This is a genomic window from Mesorhizobium sp. M0862 (assembly GCF_040319795.1).
Lineage (GTDB): Bacteria > Pseudomonadota > Alphaproteobacteria > Rhizobiales > Rhizobiaceae > Mesorhizobium.
Genome location: NZ_JAMYOJ010000006.1, coordinates 57,859 through 80,673, shown reverse-complemented (window position 1 = coordinate 80,673; position 22,815 = coordinate 57,859). Strand labels below are relative to the sequence as shown.

Annotated in this window: 20 protein-coding genes and 1 tRNA gene; 8 read left to right on the top strand and 13 right to left on the bottom strand. The window is 63.4% G+C overall.

Annotated features, from left to right (window positions below; genetic code table 11):
- Positions 1–81: 81 nt before the first annotated feature.
- The 3 genes from NKI15_RS11220 to NKI15_RS11210 all read left to right on the top strand — a co-directional run bounded on the left by NKI15_RS11220 (position 82) and on the right by NKI15_RS11210 (position 2,504).
- Complete coding sequence (locus NKI15_RS11220) at positions 82–1,053, top strand: adenosine deaminase (protein ID WP_023695615.1); 972 nt, start codon at positions 82–84, stop codon at positions 1,051–1,053.
- A 128-nt stretch (positions 1,054–1,181) separates the two neighbouring features.
- Complete coding sequence (gene upp / locus NKI15_RS11215; protein ID WP_023671129.1) at positions 1,182–1,811, top strand: uracil phosphoribosyltransferase; 630 nt, start codon at positions 1,182–1,184, stop codon at positions 1,809–1,811.
- A gap of 129 nt (positions 1,812–1,940) precedes the next feature.
- Positions 1,941–2,504: a TIGR02281 family clan AA aspartic protease gene (locus NKI15_RS11210; RefSeq protein ID WP_352514009.1), complete on the top strand. Its 564-nt coding sequence runs from the start codon at positions 1,941–1,943 to the stop codon at positions 2,502–2,504.
- A 9-nt stretch (positions 2,505–2,513) separates the two neighbouring features.
- On the opposite strand, the gene deoA is transcribed toward NKI15_RS11210, so the two are convergent.
- From deoA to NKI15_RS11180, 6 genes are all read right to left on the bottom strand, one after another.
- The gene (gene deoA / locus NKI15_RS11205) at positions 2,514–3,833 is read right to left on the bottom strand and encodes a thymidine phosphorylase (RefSeq protein WP_352886107.1); all 1,320 of its coding nucleotides are present in this window, start codon (positions 3,831–3,833) and stop codon (positions 2,514–2,516) included.
- Positions 3,833–4,651 (bottom strand): purine-nucleoside phosphorylase, encoded by an 819-nt coding sequence (locus NKI15_RS11200; RefSeq protein WP_352514011.1) that lies wholly within the window; start codon positions 4,649–4,651, stop codon positions 3,833–3,835. Before NKI15_RS11200 ends, deoA begins: the two co-directional genes overlap by 1 nt.
- 12 nt (positions 4,652–4,663) lie before the next feature.
- On the bottom strand, positions 4,664–5,056 hold the full coding sequence (cdd, locus tag NKI15_RS11195) for a cytidine deaminase (protein ID WP_023683183.1): 393 nt from the start codon (positions 5,054–5,056) through the stop codon (positions 4,664–4,666).
- Between the two features lie 108 nt (positions 5,057–5,164).
- On the bottom strand, positions 5,165–6,136 hold the full coding sequence (locus NKI15_RS11190) for an ABC transporter permease (protein ID WP_023683182.1): 972 nt from the start codon (positions 6,134–6,136) through the stop codon (positions 5,165–5,167).
- A 1-nt stretch (position 6,137) separates the two neighbouring features.
- Complete coding sequence (locus NKI15_RS11185; protein WP_352514012.1) at positions 6,138–7,277, bottom strand: ABC transporter permease; 1,140 nt, start codon at positions 7,275–7,277, stop codon at positions 6,138–6,140.
- Complete coding sequence (locus tag NKI15_RS11180; protein ID WP_352514013.1) at positions 7,274–8,806, bottom strand: ABC transporter ATP-binding protein; 1,533 nt, start codon at positions 8,804–8,806, stop codon at positions 7,274–7,276. The genes NKI15_RS11185 and NKI15_RS11180 overlap by 4 nt, the downstream gene beginning before the upstream one ends.
- Positions 8,807–9,024: 218 nt before the next feature.
- Here NKI15_RS11180 and NKI15_RS11175 point away from each other — a divergent pair, with 218 nt between their 5' ends.
- The gene (locus NKI15_RS11175) at positions 9,025–9,231 is read left to right on the top strand and encodes a SlyX family protein (RefSeq protein WP_196813821.1); all 207 of its coding nucleotides are present in this window, start codon (positions 9,025–9,027) and stop codon (positions 9,229–9,231) included.
- Between the two features lie 13 nt (positions 9,232–9,244).
- Positions 9,245–9,634: a hypothetical protein gene (locus tag NKI15_RS11170; protein ID WP_352514014.1), complete on the top strand. Its 390-nt coding sequence runs from the start codon at positions 9,245–9,247 to the stop codon at positions 9,632–9,634.
- Here the strand turns inward: NKI15_RS11170 and NKI15_RS11165 are convergent.
- From NKI15_RS11165 to NKI15_RS11150, 4 genes are all read right to left on the bottom strand, one after another.
- Complete coding sequence (locus NKI15_RS11165) at positions 9,629–10,090, bottom strand: GNAT family N-acetyltransferase (RefSeq protein WP_352514015.1); 462 nt, start codon at positions 10,088–10,090, stop codon at positions 9,629–9,631. The two genes, NKI15_RS11170 and NKI15_RS11165, sit on opposite strands and share 6 nt — an antisense overlap.
- A gap of 88 nt (positions 10,091–10,178) precedes the next feature.
- The gene (locus NKI15_RS11160; protein ID WP_023683177.1) at positions 10,179–11,168 is read right to left on the bottom strand and encodes a BMP family lipoprotein; all 990 of its coding nucleotides are present in this window, start codon (positions 11,166–11,168) and stop codon (positions 10,179–10,181) included.
- Positions 11,169–11,420: 252 nt separating this feature from the next.
- Positions 11,421–11,744 (bottom strand): hypothetical protein, encoded by a 324-nt coding sequence (locus tag NKI15_RS11155; RefSeq protein WP_023683176.1) that lies wholly within the window; start codon positions 11,742–11,744, stop codon positions 11,421–11,423.
- Positions 11,745–11,860: 116 nt separating this feature from the next.
- The gene (locus tag NKI15_RS11150; protein WP_023707593.1) at positions 11,861–12,607 is read right to left on the bottom strand and encodes a hypothetical protein; all 747 of its coding nucleotides are present in this window, start codon (positions 12,605–12,607) and stop codon (positions 11,861–11,863) included.
- Positions 12,608–12,967: 360 nt separating this feature from the next.
- On the opposite strand from NKI15_RS11150, the gene NKI15_RS11145 reads away from it, so the two are divergent.
- From NKI15_RS11145 to NKI15_RS11135, 3 genes are all read left to right on the top strand, one after another.
- A tRNA-Ser gene (locus NKI15_RS11145) sits at positions 12,968–13,057 on the top strand.
- Positions 13,058–13,166: 109 nt separating this feature from the next.
- Entirely contained in the window at positions 13,167–13,580 is a 414-nt protein-coding gene (locus tag NKI15_RS11140) for an amino acid ABC transporter permease (protein WP_352514016.1), read from the top strand.
- A 49-nt stretch (positions 13,581–13,629) separates the two neighbouring features.
- Positions 13,630–14,862, top strand: coding sequence for a MalY/PatB family protein (locus NKI15_RS11135; RefSeq protein ID WP_050593557.1), 1,233 nt, complete (start codon positions 13,630–13,632; stop codon positions 14,860–14,862).
- A 161-nt stretch (positions 14,863–15,023) separates the two neighbouring features.
- On the opposite strand, the gene NKI15_RS11130 is transcribed toward NKI15_RS11135, so the two are convergent.
- The 3 genes from NKI15_RS11130 to NKI15_RS11120 all read right to left on the bottom strand — a co-directional run bounded on the left by NKI15_RS11130 (position 15,024) and on the right by NKI15_RS11120 (position 22,671).
- Positions 15,024–19,655, bottom strand: a complete 4,632-nt coding sequence (locus tag NKI15_RS11130; protein ID WP_352886104.1) for an autotransporter outer membrane beta-barrel domain-containing protein — start codon at positions 19,653–19,655, stop codon at positions 15,024–15,026.
- Between the two features lie 110 nt (positions 19,656–19,765).
- Entirely contained in the window at positions 19,766–19,921 is a 156-nt protein-coding gene (locus NKI15_RS11125) for a hypothetical protein (protein WP_156940817.1), read from the bottom strand.
- Positions 19,922–20,877: 956 nt separating this feature from the next.
- Positions 20,878–22,671, bottom strand: a complete 1,794-nt coding sequence (locus NKI15_RS11120) for a PAS domain S-box protein (RefSeq protein WP_352514018.1) — start codon at positions 22,669–22,671, stop codon at positions 20,878–20,880.
- Between the last annotated feature and the right edge of the window lie 144 nt (positions 22,672–22,815).

Sequence of the window (22,815 nt, the reverse complement as noted above, 5' to 3'; positions counted from 1 at the left end):
GCTATTGTTTAAGGCGCGGTGTTCGGCCGCGCTTCCAGGTGGTGGGCTTTACGGCCTGGACTGATGAGACGGGATAACTGCATGCCTTTGAAAGCAGAACTGCACTGCCACATCGAGGGGGCAGCGGCGCCCGAACTCGTCATCCGTCAGGCGCAGAAATACGGCAAGGACACCTCGCTTTATATCCAGAACGGCTCCTTCGTCTGGCATGATTTCACCTCGTTCCTGGCGGCTTATGATTTTTCCGCCGACCTGTTCCGCACCGAGGAGGATTATGCCCGCCTCGCCGACCATTATCTGACCAGCCTTGCCCGCGACGGCGCCATCTATTCCGAGGTCTTCACCTCGCCCGACCATGCCGTCAGGGCCGGCCTGTCGCCCAAGGCCTATACCGATGCGCTCGGCGAAGGCATGCTGCGCGCCAAAGCCAAGACCGGCATCGAGGGCCGCATGATCGTCACCGGCGTACGCCATGTCGGCGTCGAGTCGATCGAGCAGGCGGCGCGCTTTGCGGCGCGCTGCGGAAATCCGCTGGTCACCGGCTTCGGCGTCGCCGGCGACGAGCGCATGGGCGAGATGGAGGATTATGTCAGGGCCTTCGAGATCGCCCGCGAAGCCGGCCTCGGCATCACCATCCATGCCGGCGAGCTGACCGGATGGGAGACGGTGCAGGCCGCACTCGACCATATCCGCCCGTCGCGCATCGGCCATGGCGTGCGCGCCATCGAAAACCCCGATCTGGTGCGGCGCATCGCCGATGAGGGCATCGTGCTGGAATGCTGCCCCGGCTCCAACATCGCGCTCAAGGTCTACGACAGTTTCGCCGATCACCCTTTCCCTGCGCTGCAGGCAGCCGGCTGCAAGGTGACGCTGAATTCTGACGACCCGCCCTATTTCTGGACTTCGCTGAAGCGCGAATACGACATCGCCGCCGAGCATTTCGCCATGAACGAAAAGGCGCTGGCCGCCATCACCCGAACCGCGATCGAGGCGGCTTTCGTCGACAGGAAGACGAAAAGCGCGCTGCTTGCCCGGCTCGATGCGAAGAGGTGACTGGTGACTGGTGACTGGTGATTGGTTTGCCGGCGCTTCGGCCTGTCAACGGCAATGATCGATCCATCGGGACTCGCAAACCTGCTCACTATTCACTATTCACTATTCACCATTCACTGGAGCAACCCATGCAGGGCGTCACCGTCGTCGACCACCCGCTTGTCCAGCACAAGCTCACCATCATGCGCAAGAAGGAGACGTCGACCGCTGGTTTCCGGCGGCTGCTGCGCGAGATCTCGCTCCTGCTCGGCTACGAGGTCACCCGCAACCTCGAACTGACGACGACGACCATCGAAACGCCGATGGAAACCATGGAAGCGCCGACGCTGGAGGGCAAGAAGCTGGTCTTCGCCTCGGTGCTGCGCGCCGGCAATGGCCTGCTCGAAGGCCTGCTCGACCTGGTCCCGGCGGCCCGCGTCGCGCATGTCGGCCTCTACCGCGATCACGAAACGCTGGAGGCGGTGGAATATTTCTTCAAGGCGCCGAGCGATCTCGCCGACCGGCTGGTGATCGTCGTCGATCCGATGCTGGCGACCGCGAACTCGGCCATCGCGGCCATCGACAAGCTGAAGGAGCGCGGCGCCACCAACATCCGTTTCCTTTGCCTGCTGGCGGCGCCCGAAGGCATCGAGCGCTTCACCAAGGCGCATCCGGATGTTCCCGTGTTCACCGCTTCCATCGACCGCCAGCTCAACGAGAAGGGCTACATCATGCCCGGCCTCGGCGATGCCGGCGACCGCATGTACGGAACCAAATGACGGCGGCTGGCAAGGCCAGCTGACATCCAGTCGTTTACCGCCCGTTTACGCAAAGCCGCGGTTTCGGGTTGGCGTTAAAGCGGCAAACACCATGTGCGCACGAGAATGGGCCTTCACGAAGGTCCGTTCATGCTGCGCAAGCTTCTCATTCTGGGCGTGTTCGCCGGAACGTCGGCATCGATCCCGATCGTCTATCAGTCGAACCCGCAGATTCTCGACAACCTGTTGAAGTCGACCGTCGCCGGCAAGCCGTCCGCGCAGCCTCAGCCCGAACTGAACCTGGCCTCGGTTCCCGACAAGCCGGCCGCACCGCTGCCCACCGGTCGCAAGGTCCTGGTGGCGGCCGACGAGCGCGGCCATTTCACCTCCGCCTTCAAGCTCAACGGCCGCCAGGTCGACGGCATGATCGACACCGGCGCCACTTTGGTCGCCATCAACACCTCGACGGCGCGCCGCATCGGCATCTCGCTCAACCCGTCGGATTTCAGCCATCAGGTCAACACCGCCAATGGCGCGATCAGGGCCGCTGTGGTCAACATCGACCGCCTGCAGATCGGCAAGATCAGCGTCGACAACATCCAGGCCGTGGTCCTCGACGACAAGGCGCTGCGCACCAACCTGATCGGCATGAGCTTTTTGCAGCGGCTGGCAAAATACCAGGTCGAAAACGGCACACTGTTGCTGGTGCAGTAGCGCCTTCCGCTACCCGCGCGACAGCACGCGCCGGATGACAGTCTTGTCGGCGGCTGGTTTCGACGCCCCGATCGTATAGGCCGAAAGCACGGCGGCTGCGGCCGCTTCGGCCTCCGCTTGCGTGCGGGCGTGGACGAGCGCCAGCGGCTCGCCGGTCCGCACCTCGGCGCCGAGCGGCAGCAGCCTGGTGATGCCGACCGCATGGTCGATCCTGTCGTCCGGCCGCGTACGCCCGCCACCGAGCCCGACCACGGCAAGGCCGATATCGCGGGTGGCAATGCCGGTGGCAAAGCCGTTGCCTGCCGCCTTGACCGCAAACTCCACCGCCGCTTTCGGCAGGTATTTTTCCGGCTTCTCGACGAAATCGGCGGGACCGCCAAGGGCTGCGACAATACGTGCTATGGGGGCGGCCGGGGGGCGGCCGGCCAGCGTCTCGGCCGCGCGCCTGAGACCGTCCTGATTGGACGACGCCAGCCCTGCCGATTGCAGCATCTCGGCGGCCAGCGCCAGCGTCACATCCTCCAGTCGCTTGTCGCGGAGCCTCCCGGTGAGGAAATCGACGGCGTTGCGCACCTCGACCGCGTTGCCGGCCGCCGACGCCAGCGGCTCGTTCATGCCGGTGACCAGCGCCGATGCCTTCAGGCCGGCGCCGTTGGCGATCTCGACCAGGCTGTTGGCAAGTGCTGTCGCGTCGCGCGACTTCTCCATGAAGGCGCCATTGCCGACCTTGACGTCGAGCACCAGCGACTGCAGGCCGGCCGCCAGTTTCTTCGACAGGATAGAGGCAGTGATCAGCGGCACCGATTCCACCGTTCCGGTCACATCGCGGATCGCATAGAGGCGACGGTCGGCGGGCGCGAGATCGGCGGTCTGGCCGATGATGGCACAGCCGGTCTCGAGCACGGTCTTGCGGAAGCGCGCGATATCCGGCTGGCTGATATAGCCTGGGATGGCATCCATTTTGTCCAGCGTGCCGCCGGTATGCCCAAGGCCCCTGCCGGAGATCATCGGCACATAGGCGCCGCAAGCGGCGACGATCGGCGCCAGCATCAGCGAGACATTGTCGCCGACGCCGCCGGTCGAATGTTTGTCGGTGACCGGACCCGGCAGGTCCGACCAGTCGAGCACATCGCCGGAATCGCGCATGGCGAGCGTCAGCGCCACCGCCTCGTCGCGGTTCATGCCGTTGAAGAACACGGCCATGGCGAAGGCGCCGACCTGGCCGTCCGAGACGCTGCCCGAAGTCACGCCCGCGACGAAGGCCGAAATCTCCTGCGGGGACAGTTTCTGGCCGTCGCGCTTGCGGCGGATGATTTCCTGCGGAAGCATCAGGCAGCGCCCTTCGGCTCCGGCAACCCATCCTGGAACACATGCGCAAGGATCGTCGCCAGCCGTGCGCCGCCGATCGGCGCCATGTCCTTGGTCTCCTGGTGCGACAGTTCCGCCCCGGTCATCCCGGCGGCGAGATTGGTGATCACCGAACAGGCGGCTACGCGAAGCCCAAGGAAGCGGGCGAGAATGACCTCCGGCACGGTCGACATCCCTACCGCATTGGCGCCCATGACGCGCGCCATGCGGATTTCAGCAGGGGTTTCGAAGCTCGGACCGGAAAACCACATATAGACGCCCTTGTGCAGCGCCGTCCCTGTCGCCTTCGCCGCCCGTTCGATCGCCGCGCGCAAGCCGGCATCATAGGCTTCGGTCAGGCCGACGAAGCGGCGGTCGCTCGGCTCGCCGATCAGCGGGTTGGAGCCGGAGAAATTGATGTGATCGGTGATCAGCATCACCGATCCAGGCAGCATGTCGGGATCGACCGAGCCGGCGGCATTGGTAAGGATCAGCTTGGTGATGCCGATGCCGGCAAGCACCTCCAGCGCCGGCCGCATTGCAGCAGCAACGCCGTGCTCGTAGTAATGGGCGCGGCCGGACAGCATCAGCACCGGCGTGCCGGCGAAAAGCCCCGCGACCACCTCGCCGGCATGGCCAGTCACCCCGCTGCGGGGGAAACCCGGCAGGTCGGCATAAGAGATGCGCACGGCATTCTCGACCTGGTCGACAAGCCCGCCAAGGCCCGACCCCAGCACCATGGCGGTGGTCGGCGCCAACCCGTCCAGCCTTTCGACGAGGTGGTCCAGAGCTTCCTTCATATCAGCCAACTCTCACTTCAAAATGTCGCCACGAAACCCGTAGGGCAGCATGTCGCCCATCGTCACGGTCTCGACCACGCCGGTGTTGTCGCAAAGATAGAGCTTCGTGTCCGGCCGGCAGAACTCCGCCAGCCTTTGCCGGCAGCCGCCACAGGGCGAGCATTTCGCCATGCGCGAGGCAATGACGGCGATCTCGACGATCTTGCCGCCGCCGCCCATGATGTAATGGCCGAGCGCCGTGGTCTCGGCGCACCAGCCTTCCGGATAGGACGCGACCTCGATGTTGGCGCCGGTGAAGACACGGCCGTCTTCGGTGCGCAACGCCGCACCCACCGGAAACTTCGAATAGGGCGCGTAGGCCTTGGCCATGGCCTCCTGCGCGGCTTCGAACAGATCATGCGACATTCAGGTGTTCTCTCCGACGATCGTGGTCAAAACCCGGCGCTTTGCGTTTTCGTGGCGCCTTTCGAGCACCGGGCCGCATCTTCGGCTCAGTGCTCCTGGGCGCCCGGATCAACGTTCCTTGACATAAGGCACGCCGCCGGCGCGCGGCGGGATCGCCTTGCCGATGAAGCCGGCAAGCAGGATCACGGTCAGCACATAGGGCAGCGCCTGCATGAACTGCACCGGCACCTTGCCGATCAACGGCAGCGGCGAACCCTGCAGGCGGATCGCCGCCGCGTCGAGGAAGCCGAACAGAAGACAGGCGAACATGGCGTTGACCGGCCGCCATTTGGCGAAGATCAGCGCCGCCAGTGCAATGTAGCCCTTGCCCGCGGTCATGTCCTTCACGAAGCCGCCATTCTGCACCATCGAGAGGTAGGCGCCGGCAATGCCGGTCAGCACACCGGTGCAGATCAGGGCCCGGTAGCGCAGCCAGGCGACCGAGATGCCGGCGGTGTCGACGGCGGCCGGGTTCTCGCCGACGGCGCGTAGGCGCAGGCCGAAGCGGGTGCGAAACAACACCCACCAGGTGAACGGCACCATGGCGAAAGCGAGATAGACCAGGATCGAATGGCCAGAGAGCAGCTCGGAATAGATCGGCCCTATGATCGGCACGTCGTGGATCGCGGCAGCACCAGGCAGAGTGATGGCCTCGAAACGCTCGCCCGGCTGCAGCGCCGGCGTTCGCCCGCCCTGCTGGAACCAGGCTTGGCCCAGAATGATGGTCGAGCCGGCGGCGACGAAGTTGATGGCCACACCGGAGACGATCTGGTTGCCGCGATGGGTGATCGAGGCGAAGCCGTGCACCAGGGCAAAGGCGACCGACATCACGATCGCCATGCCGAGACCGAGGAAGGCCGAATGGAAGACCGAAGCGGCGGCCGCACCTGCAAAGGCGCCGACCAGCATCTTGCCTTCCAGCCCGATGTCGAAAACGCCGGCGCGTTCCGAATAGAGGCCGGCAAGGCAGGCAAGCAGCAGCGGCACCGACAGGCGTATGGTCGAGTCCAGGATCTGCACGATGGCGATGAAGACGTCCATCTCAGGCGCCCTTCCCTTTGAACGCTTCGATGCCCACCGACCTTGGACTGAACGAGGCGAACAGCGCCTGGACGTAGGGCCGGAACATGTGCTCCAGCGCACCGGCAAACAGGATGACCAAGCCCTGGATGATGACGATCATGTCGCGGGAAATCGCCGGCATTTCGAAGGCAAGTTCGGCGCCGCCCTGGTAGAGCATGCCGAACAGGATCGCCGCCAGCACGATGCCGACCGGATGCAGACGGCCCATCAGCGCCACGGCGATGCCGACGAAGCCGGCGCCGGAGACGAAATCGATCGCCACATTGTGCTGGTCGCCCATCACCGGGTTCAGCGTCATCATGCCGGCCAGCGCGCCCGAAATCATCATCGCGATGATGATGATGCGGGTCTCCGAAATGCCGGCATAGCGCGCCGCTTTCGGGCTGTGGCCATAGGTGCGCATCTCATAGCCGAGCTTGGTGCGCCAGATCAGCAGCCAGACTAGGAATGCCATGAGCAGCGCCAGCAGGAAGCAGATGTTGAACGGCGCCGAGCGGATCTTGGCGCCGAACAGTTCGATGATCCAGTTGAGTTTGGGCAGTTCGGCGCCGGCGAGGAAGTTGCGCGTCTGCGGCGCTTGCGAGGCCGCCGGCTTCAACGGCCCGACCAGGAGATAGACCATGATCGACGCGGCGATGAAATTGAACATGATGGTGGTGATGACGATGTGCGAGCCGCGCTTGGCCTGCAGATAGGCCGGGATCAGCGCCCACAGCGCGCCGACCGCGGCCCCGGCGGCGATCGCCAGCGGAAAGGTCAGCCACCATGGCAGCACACTGTCGAAGGCAAGGCAGACCACCGCCACGCCGAGGCCGGCAATATAGGCCTGGCCCTCGGTGCCGATGTTGAATAGGCCGCAATGCGCGGCCACCGCCACCGACAGGCCGGTGAAGATGAAGGTGGTGGCGTAGAACAGGGTGAAGGCAATGCCGGTTCCCTTGCCGAAGGCGCCTTCGACCAGGATGACGGCGGCGCGAAATGGGTTTTCGCCCACGAGCATGACGACGAAGCCGGCAACGATGAAGGCCACCGACAGGTTGATCAGCGGGATCAGCCCATAATCGGCCCAGGCCGGCAATTTTGCGTAAGGCGTGCTCATTGCGCCGCCTCCTGGCGCTCGACACCGGCCATCAGCAGGCCAAGCTCGCCTTCGGTCGCCTCCGGGCCGCGCTCGCCGACGATGCGGCCGGCAAACATCACCAGGATACGGTCGGACAGCGAGCGTATCTCGTCGAGCTCGACCGACACCACCAGCACCGCCTTGCCCTGGTCGCGCATGGCAATCAGCCGCTTGTGGATGAATTCGATGGCACCGACATCGACGCCGCGCGTCGGCTGGCCGACGATGAGAACACCGGGGTCCTGTTCCATTTCCCGCGCCAGCACGATCTTCTGCTGGTTGCCGCCGGAGAAATTCGCCGTCTTCAGACGCGGATTGCCGGGACGGATATCGTATTTCTCGATCTTGTCCTTGGCGTCGGTCATGATGGCGTCGATGTTGAGGAACGGCCCTTTGAGGTAGCGCGGGTCGTCATGGTAGCCGAGGATCGAATTCTCGTTCTCTTCGAAGGCCAGCACCAGACCGACATGATGACGGTCTTCCGGCACATGGGCGAGCCCACGGTCGCGCAACTCGCCGGGATCGGCGGCCCCCGTCAGGTCGATCGGCTTGCCGTCGAGCATGACCGAGCCGGAAACCGCGCGCCTGATGCCGGAGATCGCCTCCAGCAGTTCGGACTGGCCGTTGCCTGCGACACCGGCAATGCCGACGATCTCGCCGGCGCGGATATCGAAGGAGATGTCGTCGACCATGGTGACGCCGCGCTGGTCTTTCACCGTCAGGTTCTTGACGGCCAGCTTGACCGCGCCAGCCTCCGTCTCGCCCTTTTCGACCCGCAGCAGCACGCGCCGCCCGACCATCAGTTCGGCCAGTTCGCCGACTGTCGTCTTGCTGGTCTCGCGCGTCGCCACCATCGTGCCCTGGCGCATGACCGAGACATTGTCGGTGATGGCCATGATCTCGCGCAGCTTGTGGGTGATCAGCACCACCGTTTTGCCCTGGTCCTTCAATTGCCTGAGGATGCGAAACAGATGGTCGGCCTCGGCCGGCGTCAACACGCCCGTCGGCTCGTCGAGAATCAGGATCTCGGCGCCGCGATAAAGCGCCTTGAGGATTTCGACACGCTGCTGCAGGCCGACCGGCAATTCCTCGATGATGGCGTCGGGATCGACTTCCAGCCCGTATTCGCGCTCGAGCCGCTCCAGTTCGGAGCGCGCCTTGGCGATGCTCTTTTTCAACAGCGCATCGCTTTCGGCGCCGAGGATGATGTTTTCCAGCACGGTGAAATTGTCGACCAGCATGAAGTGCTGGTGCACCATGCCGATGCCGAGCGCGATGGCGTCGTTGGAAGTCTTGATCGACGCCGGCTTGCCGCCGACGCGGATCTCGCCGCTGTCGGCCTGGTAGAAGCCGTAGAGGATCGACATCAGCGTCGACTTGCCGGCGCCGTTCTCGCCTACGATGCCGTGGATGGTGCCGCGTGCGATCTCCAGATTGATGTCGCGATTGGCGCGAACGGCGCCAAAACTCTTGTTGATGCCGATCAGTTCGATTGCGGCTTGCGCCATGCAGCCTGTCCCACTCTTATTTTTTTATCGCTTGGTCAAAACGCCTAGCATGATGCCCCACCCGTGCCAATTGGCGGCGCAGTGGCCACTCTCGACAAATCCCGGTGCGCTTGTCAATTTCGAACGTGGCCGCAGACCTTCACATTCACTAATATGCAAGGCTCAACAGTCGCATCATGCTGCAACTGCGTGCACCAGGACCTGGGGAGTTTCGAATGATCATGCCTGTCGACCGGCTGACGACGCTGGAAATCCGCGCCGCCGAGCAGGAAAAGACCATCGAGGAACTGTCGGGCCAGATCGCCGAGCAGTGGACGGCGATCGAACGCATGCAGCGCAAGCTCGATGCCCTGACCGGGCGCTTCATGGCGCTGGAGGAACAATCGGCACCCGACGTGCCGATAACCAAACCGCCGCACTGGTAGCAAGGAGAAGCCTATGGCCAGTGAAAGCGATCGCGTTGCGCGGGCGGGCGATTATGTGCTTGGCCTGATGAACGATCGCGACCGCGAACGTGCCGAGCGCGACCTGGAGATCGATCCCGCCTTCCGCGACACGGTGATGCGGCTGGCCGAGCGCATGCATGTCTTCGACCGTGGTGCGCTATCGGGCGGCAGCGATCGCTGGCGGCTGATCTCGCAACGCATCGCCGAACTGCCGCAGATGCGTGTGGTTGGCCAGGACGAAGCGAAGCCGGTGACCGGCAGACTGGAGCGGAAGCCCTATGGCGTCGTCGGCGTGCATTCGCTCGGTGGCCGACGCGGCGCCGTCATCGCCATCGCGCTGATCATGGTATTCGCGCTGGGTTATCTCGTCGGACAGCTATAGGCCGAGTTCGCGCGACATCAGCAGCATCGGGTAGCCGTCCTGCTCAAACGACTCGACCACTGCCCAACCGAGCCCGGCATAGAAGTCTCGCGCCACCCACGTATAGAGGTAGGTCCTCTCCACACCGATCGCGGTTGCATGCGCTTCGATGGCTGCAACCAGCGCGCGGCCGATCCCTTTGCCGCGGTGGTCGCTATCGACGACCAATCCCGCCAGCCAAGGCGTCAGCTCATGCGCGGGTTCAAGTTCGTGGCGAACCAGCAGGCAGGTCCCGGCCGGGACGTCCCCTATCCGCGCCACAAGCGCCGCCTCGAAGCCATCTCCATTGAGCAACTCGCGAAGCCCGGCGACGTCCTCATTCAACGTTCTTGCGCTGCCCTCGAAAAAGGCGGCGATGCGCAGTCGCGCCACTGCATCAACATCGCGTTCGGTCATCGGTCCGATGGTCGGCTTCACTCTCGCCTCTCAAGTTGCGGCCCCCGTCAAACCCAAAAACAAAACCGCCGGACTCTCGCCCGGCGGTTTCAACTCTAATGGATACAGATCAATACGGGCAGGCGTTGTCGGCGGTGTAGTCGTGCACCTGGATCGTGCCGGCGATGATGTCGGCCTTGGCCTTTTCGACGGCAGCCTTCATCTCGTCGGTGACCAGCGCCTTGTTGTTGTCGTCCATGGCGTAGTCGACACCGCCTTCCTTGAGGCCGAGATTTTGCAGGCCGCCTTTGAAGGTGCCGTTCTTGCCGTCCATGAAGGCGGTGTAGACGGCCACGTCGACGCGCTTCAGCATTGAGGTCAGCACCTTGCCGGGCTGCAGGCCGTTCTGGTTGGAATCGACGCCGATGCCGAGCTTGCCGGCATCCGCCGCCGCCTGCAGCACGCCGACGCCGGTACCGCCGGCCGCGGCATAGACCACGTCGGAGCCCTGGTCGATCTGTGTCTTGGCGATCTCGCCGCCCTTGGCCGGATCGTTCCACGCCGCGGGCGTGTCACCGGTCATGTTCTGGATGACATCGGTCGCACCGGCCGCCTTGGCGCCGCCGACATAGCCGCATTCGAACTTGCGGATCAGCGGAATGTCCATGCCGCCGATGAAGGAGACCTTCTTGGACTTCGAGGCCATCGCCGCCAGGATGCCGACGAGATAGGAGCCTTCGTTTTCCTTGAACACAAGCGAACGGACATTGGGCATATCGACGGCATCGTCGATGATGGCGAAGTTGAGATCGGGATATTCCTTCGCGACCACCTTCAGCGCATCCTCCCAGGCAAAGCCGGCCATGACGATCGGGTTGCGGCCGTCCTCGGCGAAGCGGCGCAGCGCCTGCTCGCGTTGCGAGGCGTTCGACACTTCGAACTCGACATAGGCGGTGCCGGTCTCGGTCTTGAACTTTTCGGCGCCGTGATAGGCAGCCTCGTTGAAGGATTTGTCGAACTTGCCGCCGAGATCGTAGAGGATGGCCGGCTGGACATCCGCGGCGAAAGCCGGAAGAACCATTGCGGTTGCGGCCAGGAGGCCGAGAACGATACGTTTCATGTGATCCACACCCTGTCGGTTATTTTTTTCCGTTACGCGCCGCCCGCCTGCCCGGTTCTCCGGCAGGCATGCGGCATCAGCCAGGAGTGTACTCCCCTCCCGCTCAAGGCAATCTGGCACGGCCCGAAACAAAATTCACGCGGAATTTTGACCTTTTGGAAAAGCATGCCCCCCGTTGGAAAAACATGCCCAATGCGGTGACAGCTGTGGACGATTGCCGCGTTGTCGTCGCAAGTCCGCTGGGACAACCCATCAGCCCGGCGCGAATTCTCCGCCGCGCCGCCGGCGCCGGTAGCCGATCGCATAGAGGATGAAGGCAAGCACCGCGAAGACGGCAAACCCCGGCTGGGCAAGCACCCAGGCGATGCCGCCATCCCATATCATCGGATTGACCTTGGCGCGCACAAAGGTCTCGAAGGCCGCGCGGGTGTCGGGCGAAACCGCCAGCCAGCTCGAATTCAGCGGCGTCATGACCAAAGTGGAAGCCGCCACCGAGCGCGTCGCGTCGAGCACGGCCATGATGACGGCGACCGAGAGTGCGATCATGGCCGCGAGGCGAAACAAAAAACGCAACATCGAAATCTTCCCCGGTCCTCAAGTTCCTCCCGAGGACCTTCCGGTCAAAGGCGAGGAATAGAATGCGCACGCCCGGCGTGCAATCGCCATACGCGAATTTGAAGCCTATCGCCCGCCTATATGGCCACCTTTCGGCTCCGCCGATGGACGAGCCAGACGCCGAGGACGCCGCCGCCAATGGCCCCGACCACCAGCCCGGCAAGGCCGATGAACACCGCGAAGTAGCCGCAGCCGCCTTCGAAACAGCTGATGTCGGTGGCTTCGGCGATCCCCGCGCCAAGCGCGAAGCCGGCGACAGTGCCGACGACGGCGCCGAGGATGATGCCGGCCAACGCGGCGACGATCGAACCAAAGGCTGACGGTGCCTGCGCTTCCGGCCTTGCATAAAAGGCCTTGGCCTCGTCGCGGCGGCGCAGCAGGTAAATGCAAAACAGGCCGATGACGATTTCGGTGGCGGCGATCGCAAGCTCCCTGGCGGAGACGGTGAAATCGGGCACGGTCAGCGCATAGACCTGCTCGGCCAGCCGCCAGGCGATGGTGGTGATCTGCCAGATGGTGAAATGACGCGGAAAGCGCGCGGAACGGCTGAAGGCCAGGCCGAGCAGATAAAGCCCCCACACGATGGTGACGATGTCGAAGGCCAGTCCGCCAAGCACGAAATAGAAGATCCTGTCCGGCACGCCGGAACTCTCGAACAGCCACCGCGCCGAGACCAGCCAGTAGACCGACCATGCCATGACGAAGAGGAGCCAGACCACGGGCACGAAGGACAGCCCGCTGTCCGAACGCCCTGCGGGCGTCAGCCCGCCTGGCATGCCTCCGGCCGGCGTTCCGCTGGCCGGCTGTTCATTGCTCGATGTCATGTCTGGACGTTGCCCTCGCAAAGCCTCCGCCGCACTCGACAGGTGGCGAGGGGCGAAGTCAAGCGCGGCCGGCCCTGCCGCCTTGCCCGTGGAACACCATTCAGAACCGAAGCGCCTTAGAAGCGGAGCCGTTCAACGCCCCGCGAAACGATGCATGGCCGGCAAAGCGAATAGACTGCCGTTATGGCTTGGCATTCGGCGCCGGATCGACTAGATGAGCCCCGCGCCTGTTTAATTGACGGGCGCCGGGAAGGGCATCCGCTGGTTGGCGGTGTCCATCAAGCGGGTCTTCCCGCAAATCCCAAAGGGATGCATCTCCCCAACCCGCGTGGCAAAACCGGCCGGCGCGAATGCAAGGACGGAGAGGTGGCCGAGTGGTTGAAGGCGCACGCCTGGAAAGTGTGTTTACGGGAGACCGTAACGCGGGTTCGAATCCCGCTCTCTCCGCCATTATCAAGCCATTGAAACCGCTGCGATTTCCCTTCCCAGCGGGTGCGGCTGACTTTACTTCACATGCTCGCCCTGGGTTGTCCCGGATTATCTGACGCCTGATCGTCTGTTGCGCCCGCTCATCGCGATAGCGTTGTTCTCGTCCGCCTATATGGCCGAGGTCGTGAGAGCCGGCCTTCAGGCGATCCCGAAGGGGCAACAAGAAGCGGCCAAGGCGCTCGGGATCGGCTACTTCGACATGATGCGCCTGATCGTCCTCCCTCAGGCGTTGACGATCGTCATACCGAGTATCGTCTCGACCTTCATCGGTCTGTTCAAAGACACGACTCTGGTCGCCGTCGTCGGCATCGCGGATTTCCTGAAGGCCGTCGAAACGGCGCGCGTCGATCCGAACTGGGCAGGCCCGACGATCTCATCAACCGGCTACCTCTTTGCGGGGCTGGTCTACTGGAGCTTTTGCTTCGGCATGTCGCGTTACTCGCAATCTGTGGAGCGCCAATTGGCGCGTGGCCACAAATCCTAGGAGGCGCTGATGATGCCGCAAGCAATGCCCGCGGCAAGGTGACTATCAAATGGCTTGTGCAGACACGCCCGCATCGACGCTTGGGCAACGACATATCGCGGGAATAGATTTCGACCAGATCCACGACCGTCAGCAGTTCGGATCCGTCAAATGGGCCAACCAGTGGGACGAGTTCTCTCCCCAGGTCGAGGGCCAGGACCTGCTGTCGCTGTGGACGGCGGATATGGACTTCCGCGCTCCGGAAACCGTCATCGCGCGACTGCGCGAGGCCGCGGAGCATGGCATTTACGGCTACACACGCCGCGATCCGCGCCACTATGAGATCGTGCAATCGTGGTTCGCGCACCGGCACAACTGGTCGCCGAAACTGGAGACCTTGCTTCCCGCGCCGGCGATCATGCCGTCCGTGGCTGCGATACTGCGAACCTTCACCAAGCCCGGTGACGGCGTCATTGTGCAGTCGCCCGTGTACTCGCCCTATTTCGAAGTTGTTCAGGGAAACGGGCGGGTTCTGCTTACGAACCGGCTGAGGCTGCAGAACAACAGATATGAACTCGATCTCGAGGATTTCGAGAAACTGGCGGCCGGCGGTGCCAAGGCATTCCTGCTGTGCAATCCTCACAACCCTGCCGGAATGGCCTGGACACGCGAAGAATTGGCGGCGCTCAACGACATCTGCGAGCGCCATGGCATCCTGGTCATATCCGACGACATTCACTGCGACATAAGGTTGTCGGATCGTCCCCACATCGTCTTCTCCTCCATCTCGGAAGATGCTGCGGAGAAATCGTTCATCTGCACCGCTCCAACGAAGACTTTCAATCTTGCCGGGGTTCCTTCGGCAATCATTTCGGTAGCCAGCAAAAAGCGCCGCGAGGCGCTTCTTGCCGCAATGCAGGCGTCATTCATGGTGAATGCGAACTTTTTCGGCCGCCTGGCTTTGGAGGTTGCTTACAGCAGCGGCGCGCCGTGGCTCGACCAACTCACGCGCTACATCGCCGGCAACATCGATCTGGTTTGCGAGTTCGCCGGTGAACACCTTCCAGGCATCACGCCCATGCGGCCCGACGCATCGTTTCTGGTGTGGTTGGACGCGTGCGCGCTCGATCGCCGAGTGGGTGGGATTCAGAAGTTCTTTGTCGATTGGGCCGGGGTTAATCTCTACGACGGCCGCGTCTATGGGCGTGGCGGCGAAGGCTTCATCCGCCTGAATGTCGGCTGCCCGCGTCCTCTGCTGCGCCAAGGGCTGGAGCGCATGTCCAGCGCGCTGGCATCCCTGTGATCGAGCCCCAGGGTGCTTCGGATGCGAGCCTGGTACTTGATGCCGGCAGCCGGTAAGGAAACGTCCGAGGGCCGACGAGCCGGGTGGCCCGCAAGTCCGGATCCATAACCGTGCCGGACACGACCCTCAAGCCAAAGTCGACATGTCCATCTTGATCGCCGCTACCATTTCACAGCGAACCCGAGCTTGGCGCCCAGGGCGTGGCTATCGCCAAAATCCTTGAGGCTTGTCCGCGCTGTCCCTTCTCCGAAGACTGCGTAGCGGCCGTCCGCCCAGCTCAGCGAGCCACCGAGGCCGACACCGCCCCACAGCGCCTGATTTTCGCTGACCAGTTTCGTGCCAGACACATCGACATCATTTCCGTCGAGGAAGTCGTAGTAAAGGTTGCCGAGCCCGTAAATGTGCGTACGGCTGACTTGCCCCGCTTCGTCCACCCACTGGTCTTCATAGTCCGCGGAGAGGCCGAGGCGGCCAACGAGGCTGTTGCTGCTGCCGGGCGACACGACGGCGCCAAACGGGTCGGTGAACGCGTCGAAGTCGACCGAGGAATAGGCAAGCTGGGCTTGGGGCGTCAGCGACCAGTTGCCGTTGAGGGCGATCTTCTGTCCGGTCTCCACGCTCAGCCCGTAGGCGAAACCGTTGTTGCCGTCCGCAAGCGTGGTGCCCAGCGTGGCCGACCGGATGTCACTGTCGTACCATGTCGCCTCGGCCTGCGCGTCGACGTAGAAGCCACCGCTGCCGAACCAGGTGAGCGTGCTGCCGACGCCGTAGCCGGTGGCAGCGATCGACCCTGCCCCGAAGATCGAGGACACGTCCGACGACGCGGTTCCGTAGTGGGCCGTAATCCCTCCGATCAGGGTACCGGCGTCGCTTTCGTGCAGCAGGCCATCGACGCCGGCCTGCAGCTTCCAGGTGGTCACGTCATAGTTCGTGCCGGAGGTCGACGTCTCCGGCTTGATCTCGGCATGGGCAGCTTCGATGCGCGCCCATATCGCCTTGCCGTCGACCGAGCCCTGGCCTGGCAGGTCCGCACCTTGCGGCGTAGCACCCTCGCCCCACGACCGATTGCCAATGCGTTGCTGCATGGTGCCCAGTTCATTGAAGGCCTGCAGCACCCCTTCATAGGCCTCGTACAGAGGCACGCCGGGCGAATAGAGCGGCTGCGGATCGGGATCGCCGTTGACCAGGGCCGAGCGCAGATACCAGTCGCCATCGGCCGGTGTGCTGACGCCGTTCTTGTAGAGCCTGTATGCGTAGGCGCCCGCGACGACCGCTGCATCGCCTTCGAAGGTATAATTGCCGTCGAGCGAGAAGCTGCCGTTCGAGACGCCGCCGACGTCGACGATCTTGATGCCTCCGACCGTTTGGGCGCCCGACCCGCCGAAATTGACGACCTGAAGGGTACCAGTCCCTGACGTGTTGCCGGCGATCACCAGCATATTGGTCGGCGAACCGTCACCACCGAGCGCCGTGTTGAGGATGACGGCGCCGCCATTGCCGATATAGTCGCCGCTGACGGTAAGTGTGTCGCCTGGGTCGCCACCCGCGATGCGCACCGTTCCGGCGTTGCTCAGCCCCGCAATCGTCTGGGACGTGCCGGCAAGATCGAGCGTGGCGCCCGAGGCGACGGAAAACTGCGAGGAGGAACTGAACGCGTTCGCAGCGCCCGCGGCAAGGGTGCCGCCGCTGACCGTAGTGGCGCCGGTAAAGCCTGAGTTGTCCAACGCAAGCAGCAGCGTGCCTTGGCCGTCCTTGATGAACGTACCGGCGCCCGAGAGCACGCCGGCATAGCTGGCGGAGGCGACTTGGTCGAATGTGAAGGAGGCGCCGGCGCCGATCGCGACATCGCCACCGAAGCGCTCGGCTGCCGAGACGAGGCCGCCTTGATTGACGGTCCAGTCCAGCAGCGACGTGCCTGACAGCGTCAGCACGCCGGCGCCATCCTTCATCATTGCGCCGGTGCCGGAGATATCGCCGGCGAAGCTGGCGTCCGCCGCCTGGTCGAACACGACAGTGCCGGAATTGCCGATGTCGCCACGAATCGAGGTTGCATCGCCGACCAGCGTGCCAGCGCTGACCAACGTGTTGCCGCCATAGCTGTTCGTTCCCGTAAGCGTCAGCGTGCCGGCGCCGGTCTTGGCAAGGCTGCCAGCGCCAGAGATCGCACCGGACAAGGTCAGGTCGGCCACAGTGTCGAAGGTGCCGCCGGCCGACGAAAGCGTGACGTCGCGCGCCGAGCTGAACGCCGCTGTGTTGCGCAGCGTCCCGCCGGAGAGCGTCAGGCCGCCAGCGGCAACGCCAAGATTGTTGTCGGCTGAAACAGATAGCACGCCGCCCAGGACGGAGGTGCCGCCCGTGTAGGTGTTGGCGCCGGACAGCACCAGCGTGCCCGCATCGGTCTTGGTCAGGCAGCTGGTCCCGGTTAGCACGGAGGCGATGGTGGCGGTGTAACCTGCTCCGGCCACCGTGCCGTCGCCGACCCGAATGATGCTCTCGCCGCCAGCGCCATCAAGCGTGATGGCGTCGCCTTCGATGCGGTAGCCATCGGCGGCGAATTGCATGCCCGTAATCGCAAGCGCGCCGGCGCTGCCGTCGGCGATGACGGTGCCGCCGAGCGTCTGGAAGATGGCGAAGCCGGGCTGCGGCTTCATCGCGCCAGTTACCAGGCCGGTGCTCGTCGTCCAGTTCAGGCTTGTCGCCGTCCACGTGCCGTTGCCGCCATCGACCAGATCATTGTTGGCATTGCCGGCCGCGTCACCATCCCAGAAGAGCAAGTCGGTGCCGACGCTGCTGACGAGATTGACCTGGTTGGCGACGGAGGTCTGCACCGTCAGGTCGGCGGCCGTGACACCGGCCGGCAGATTGCCGAGCTCGAGACCATTGTCGGTGAGGGCGCCGCCATAATTGATGAGCCGGTAGACGCCAGGCCCGAAGCCGCCGACATCGGTGATGTTGAGGCTGCCGTCCAGCGTCAGCGCGCCGGTCACCTCGATCAGGTCGTTGACACCGCCGCCGACAATGCCCGCCTGGCCGAGCTCGTAGTCGAGCATAGAACCGGAGCTCAGGCTGAGCGATCCGACCGTAAGCGTGCCAGGGCTGGACCCCGGCGCCAGCACACCGCCATCGGCGACGATCACCGCGCCGCCGATCGAGCCGGAGCCGCCCAGCGTGCCGCCGCTGTTGACCGTCGTTTCGGTGCTGCCGAGCGAGCCCTCGACGATAAGCTTGCCGCTGTCGACGGTGGTGCGGCCGGAATAGGTACTGTCGCCCTTGAGCACCAGGGTGCCGGCGCCCTCCTTGTAGACGCCGCCCACGCCGCTCAGCTCGCCATTGGCGGTCAGCGTCGTACCCGCCGCCGCGCGGAAGTAGCCATAGGCGGAAGTGAGCTTGACATCGCGGCTCATGGCGAAGCTTGCTGTCGTGCCGAGTTCGCCGCCGTCGAGTGTCAGCAGGCCCGTCGCGGCACCCAGATTCTGGTCCGACGCGACCGAGATGCTTTTGCCGGTCCCGACCTTCGTGCCGCCGCTGTGGGTGTTGGCACCGGTCAGCGTCAGCGTGCCGAAGCCTTCGATGTCGACGCTGCCCGAGCCGGAGATATTTCCGCCGAAGGTGTGGGGGCCGAGGTCGAGAAACGAGACTGCGCCGTTGTCCAGGATGTCGCCACGGATCGCCACGGTGTTGCCGGCAAGCGTTCCTGCATTGACGATGTTGCCACCCGTATAGCTGTTGGACAAATTGGTGACGTTGAGGGTGCCGGCGCCGCTCTTGACCAGTGTGCCGGTGCCGGTCACCTGGCCTGACACGTCCAACTGCGTGCCTGCCACCGTGTCGAACCCGCCGGTCGAATTGATCAGGACATTGCGATTGGTGGCGAAGCTGGTGGTCGTGCGCAACGTGCCGCCGTCGAAGGTCAAGCCGCCCGAGAGGGCGCCCAGATTGTCATTGTTCGAAATCTGCAGGATCCCGCCGGACAAGGTCCAAGGCGTGACGGCAGTTGTCGTCCCCGTTAGGGTCCAGGTGCTGTTTCCGGTTTTCTCGTAGAACCCAAACCCGTCATATTTGGCGCCAGCGCCGATCTGCGACACACCGAAACTGGCGCTGATATCGCCACCCAGCTTGAATGTATCCGCGGCGCTGAAAGCGACCACATTGCCTGTGATGGTGGAGCCGGCCTGAATCTCCAGCGAATTGACGCCGCCGGTGAACTGGATGGCTTTGCCGGCTGCCGGCGTTCCGCCACCGGTGCCGACGGCACCGCCGCTGATCGTACCCGCATTGATGACCGCGATGTTGGCGCCCTTGATCCCTGCGGCGCCATCGCCGCCTGCCAAGGAGCCCTGACCGCCACTGCCGCCAACGATCGTCGCACCTAGCTTGTTGATGACGGTTCCACCTGAAAGCAGCAGAACAGCGGCGCCACCGTCCCCACCGCCGCCGAGAACTGTTCTTCCACCGGCACCCCCGAGCAGATTCCCGCTGTTCTGGATTGTCCCGCCGCCCATCAGGACGATGGCAGCTGCGCCGCCGCCACCACCTGCTTGGACCCCAATTGTGGAAAGACTCGTGCCGCCGGTAACGCTGCCGCCCGCCTCTACAAACACGTTTGCGGACGAGAATATGCCGACGCCGCCACCACCGCTGCCGCTGTTGCCATTGGTCCCACCTCGGCCGCCAGTGCCACCACTCACCGATCCTGTGCCAGTGACTGTAACGTCGGCCGTGGCACTGACGCCCACACCGCCACCGCCACCGCCGCCGCTCCTGACGACGCCATTCGTGCCAGGGGAGCCCAAAGCGCCGGCCCCGCCGCTGATGCTGGTTGCAATGGGCCCGTCTGTCGAGATGACCAGACCCGTAGCACCAGTGGCACCGGCAACGCCATTTGGGTTGTTGGCTGTCCCACTTACCGCTCCCGATCCTCCTGGCGCCCCGTCACCCGTCGTGAGGTCAATGCCGCCACCACCGCCACCAGCGGTCGCGCCATTGGCGGCATTCTGACCCGTGGCACTCGCGAGCGCGCCGTCAACGCCACCTTGTCCAGCGCCTGCGCTGCTGCCATTGCCGCCATCGGCCCGAGCTGGCGCGGCGCTCAGCGCAAGGGCAACAGTTAGGATCGTCAAGGCGGAAGTGCCGGAGCGAAGCGACACGACTTGCGGCAAGCGCGCGAGATGCAAAACCCAAAACCCATCACGCGCAATCCGCTCCGCCATGCCTAAGCTCCCTGATTCCTGAGTGCGCGAAGGCAGCATGAAAGCTATTCGCCCGCAAGAAGTTTATAGTCGTGAGAGCTACCAAGAAGCTAACGGTGACCAGTAAAATGAAGTCTGCGACTTTTGAGCGACAGAAAATAGTCAATATTAGATATAGCTTATTAAACAGAGACCTTACGGAATCGCGAGAACAATCTCGCTGCATGAATTTATGCGGAAACGTTCGGACCTCCTGGGCCCAGCCGATCCCATCGGGCGGAGGTGAGTTTCGCCTCTACGGGGGCGATGAGGCGCTAGGCTGCCGCTTGGGCGACCCTCACTATCCTGCAAGAAGTGATTCTGTAATCGACTCCCACTCTGCGTCTAGCTTGCCAGTTGCCACAGGCTGCCCGGCGCGGCAGTACCAGTAGGCTGCATCAGAAAGGTCGCCTTCTTTGCGGTGCAGATAGGCATGAACCCATACAGAGGCCGGATCAGATTCGTTGGCCTGCACACACTCATGCGCCCGCTCCCAATCGCCCTGTCTATCCCACCATAGAGCGTGGAGCGCCATCCCAAGATTCGCCGGGGGCTCTACACCCTGAAGGGTCGCACGGAACTCGTCGACGTCCATAGTTACCTCGCCTCTGGCTACGCCGGTCCTGTCCCGTTCCGTGGAACGAAATGCGCCCTCTGCCGGTGATTTGCTCTGTCGACTTTAGCAATGGCTCCGGCGATCTTTAGCGGCAACGGGGTTTTCGCCCGACAAAGGCCGCATCAAGGGCCCCCAATTGACGAATGCTCGTCGCCGGGCTGCTTCGTGCTTCTAAGCTTCATGGACGGCAGAAGCTGCCACGGAAGCCAAAGGCGCTTCCAGGCTCCATGTTATGCCAAGCGGACCGTGTTCGAGAATTCCCTTCCCACTAACCGCTGCGGGCGCGACCCGCTTCAGCACCACGGTTCCAAAGCCACCTTGTCCGACAGTCTGAACCTGCGGCCCATCGGTTTCGACCCAGGTGAGGTGAAAGAGCCTCGAAGCACCGGAACCGGTGATGCCCCATGTGACCGAGATCCGGCCCTTGTCCCCTGAGAGCACGCCGTACTTGGCCGAGTTGGTCGCCAATTCGTGGAAGGCAATCCCGAGATACTGAACAGCGTTGGGACTGAGCACCAATGATGGGCCCGACATTTCGATCACATCCCCCCGCGGGAAAGGCTCGACCTGGGCCGCCAAAAGGTCACTGATCGTGGCACCCTTCCAATCCGCCGATACAAGCAGGTCGTGAGATCGCGACAACGCCATGATGCGCTCGCGCACCTGGGTTTCAAAGTGTTTTGGCGTCTCCGATCGCTTGTTGGTCTCCCGGATCATCGACAGGATGACCGAATACTGGTTTTTCACCCGGTGGTTGACCTCGCGCATCAGCATGCGGATGCGGTATTCATTCTCCTTCGCCGACGTGATGTCTCGCGCTATCTTCGATGCGCCGGTGATCTGCCCAGTTGCGTTACGCACGGGCGATATCGTCAGCGAAACCGGAACCAGGCTGCCATCCTTGCGCAGGCGGGTCGTTTCGAATGGTTCGACGCGCTCGCCGCGGCGAATGCGTTGGAGGATGCGGGGTTCCTCGTCCTGATGGTCTTCGGGGATCAGCATGGTCACCGACCGGCCAATCGCTTCGTCGGCGGTATAGCCGAAAAGCCGTTCGGCGCCGTGGTTCCAGCTTTTTATGATGGTGTTGAGATCCTTGCTGACGATAGCGTCAAATGAGGATTCCACGATCGCTGACAGGTGCTGCCTGGTTTCTTCGGCACGCTGGCGGTCCGTCAGGTCCAGCAGCATGTTGACGGCGCCAATCAGAGCGCCGTGCTCGTCCCGCAGCGGTGTCGGGTAGGGCAGGAACGGAAAAAACGATCCGTCGGGACGCTGCGCAACAGCTTGCTGATTGCGGACCGGCCTGTTCTCCTTGAGCGCGATGGCCATCGGGCATTCATCGTGCGGCAATTCCTTGCCGTCGGCAGTGAACAGCTTGAACGTCACGCACCATTTGTCCTTGCCGATTTCAGGCTCCCTGCCTGCCAGATCGGCCGCGGCGCGGTTGTAGTAGGTGATCGTCCCATCCTGATCGGTCGTGTAGATGGCGACGGGAAGGCCGTCGAGTATCTGGTGATAGGTACTGTCATGCTGCCTGAGCTCCGAGCGGGTGTGCACCAAGTCGGTTACATCGACCGTGAAGCACCGGGTGTTGATCAGCTTGCCGTCCCGGAAATGTCCGCTTGAGGTGACTTCGACGTGCTTGATCGATCCATCGCTGGCCCTCAATCGCGCCGGATATCTTACGATCTTCTCGCCATTGGCAAGGCGACCCAAAATGTCCTCTATGACGTCCCGGTCGGGATAGAACTCGGCGATGTGGCAACCGAGGTAGTCCTCCGCAGGATAGCCGAGAAGGTCGAGCTCAGCCTGGTTGGCATGCACGATCACGCCGTCTGCGTTCACCAGATGCAGGGCAACGGCGCCGTTTTCGAAGAAATCCTTGTAATCGAAATCCAGACCGTCATTGCTGGACACTCCCGGGTTTTCGAAGGCGACAACATTCGCCTGTGTTGCTTCATGCATCCAAACACCTTTTTCAGTCCAACCAAATATAATGCGGCTTGGATCAGTTGGTTCCCATCACTCGCGATCTCGACCCGCGGCGTACGGGAACTCGATCCTAAAAGGGGCGTAGCCTCGACTCGTCTTCCATCTACAAACGTGCGA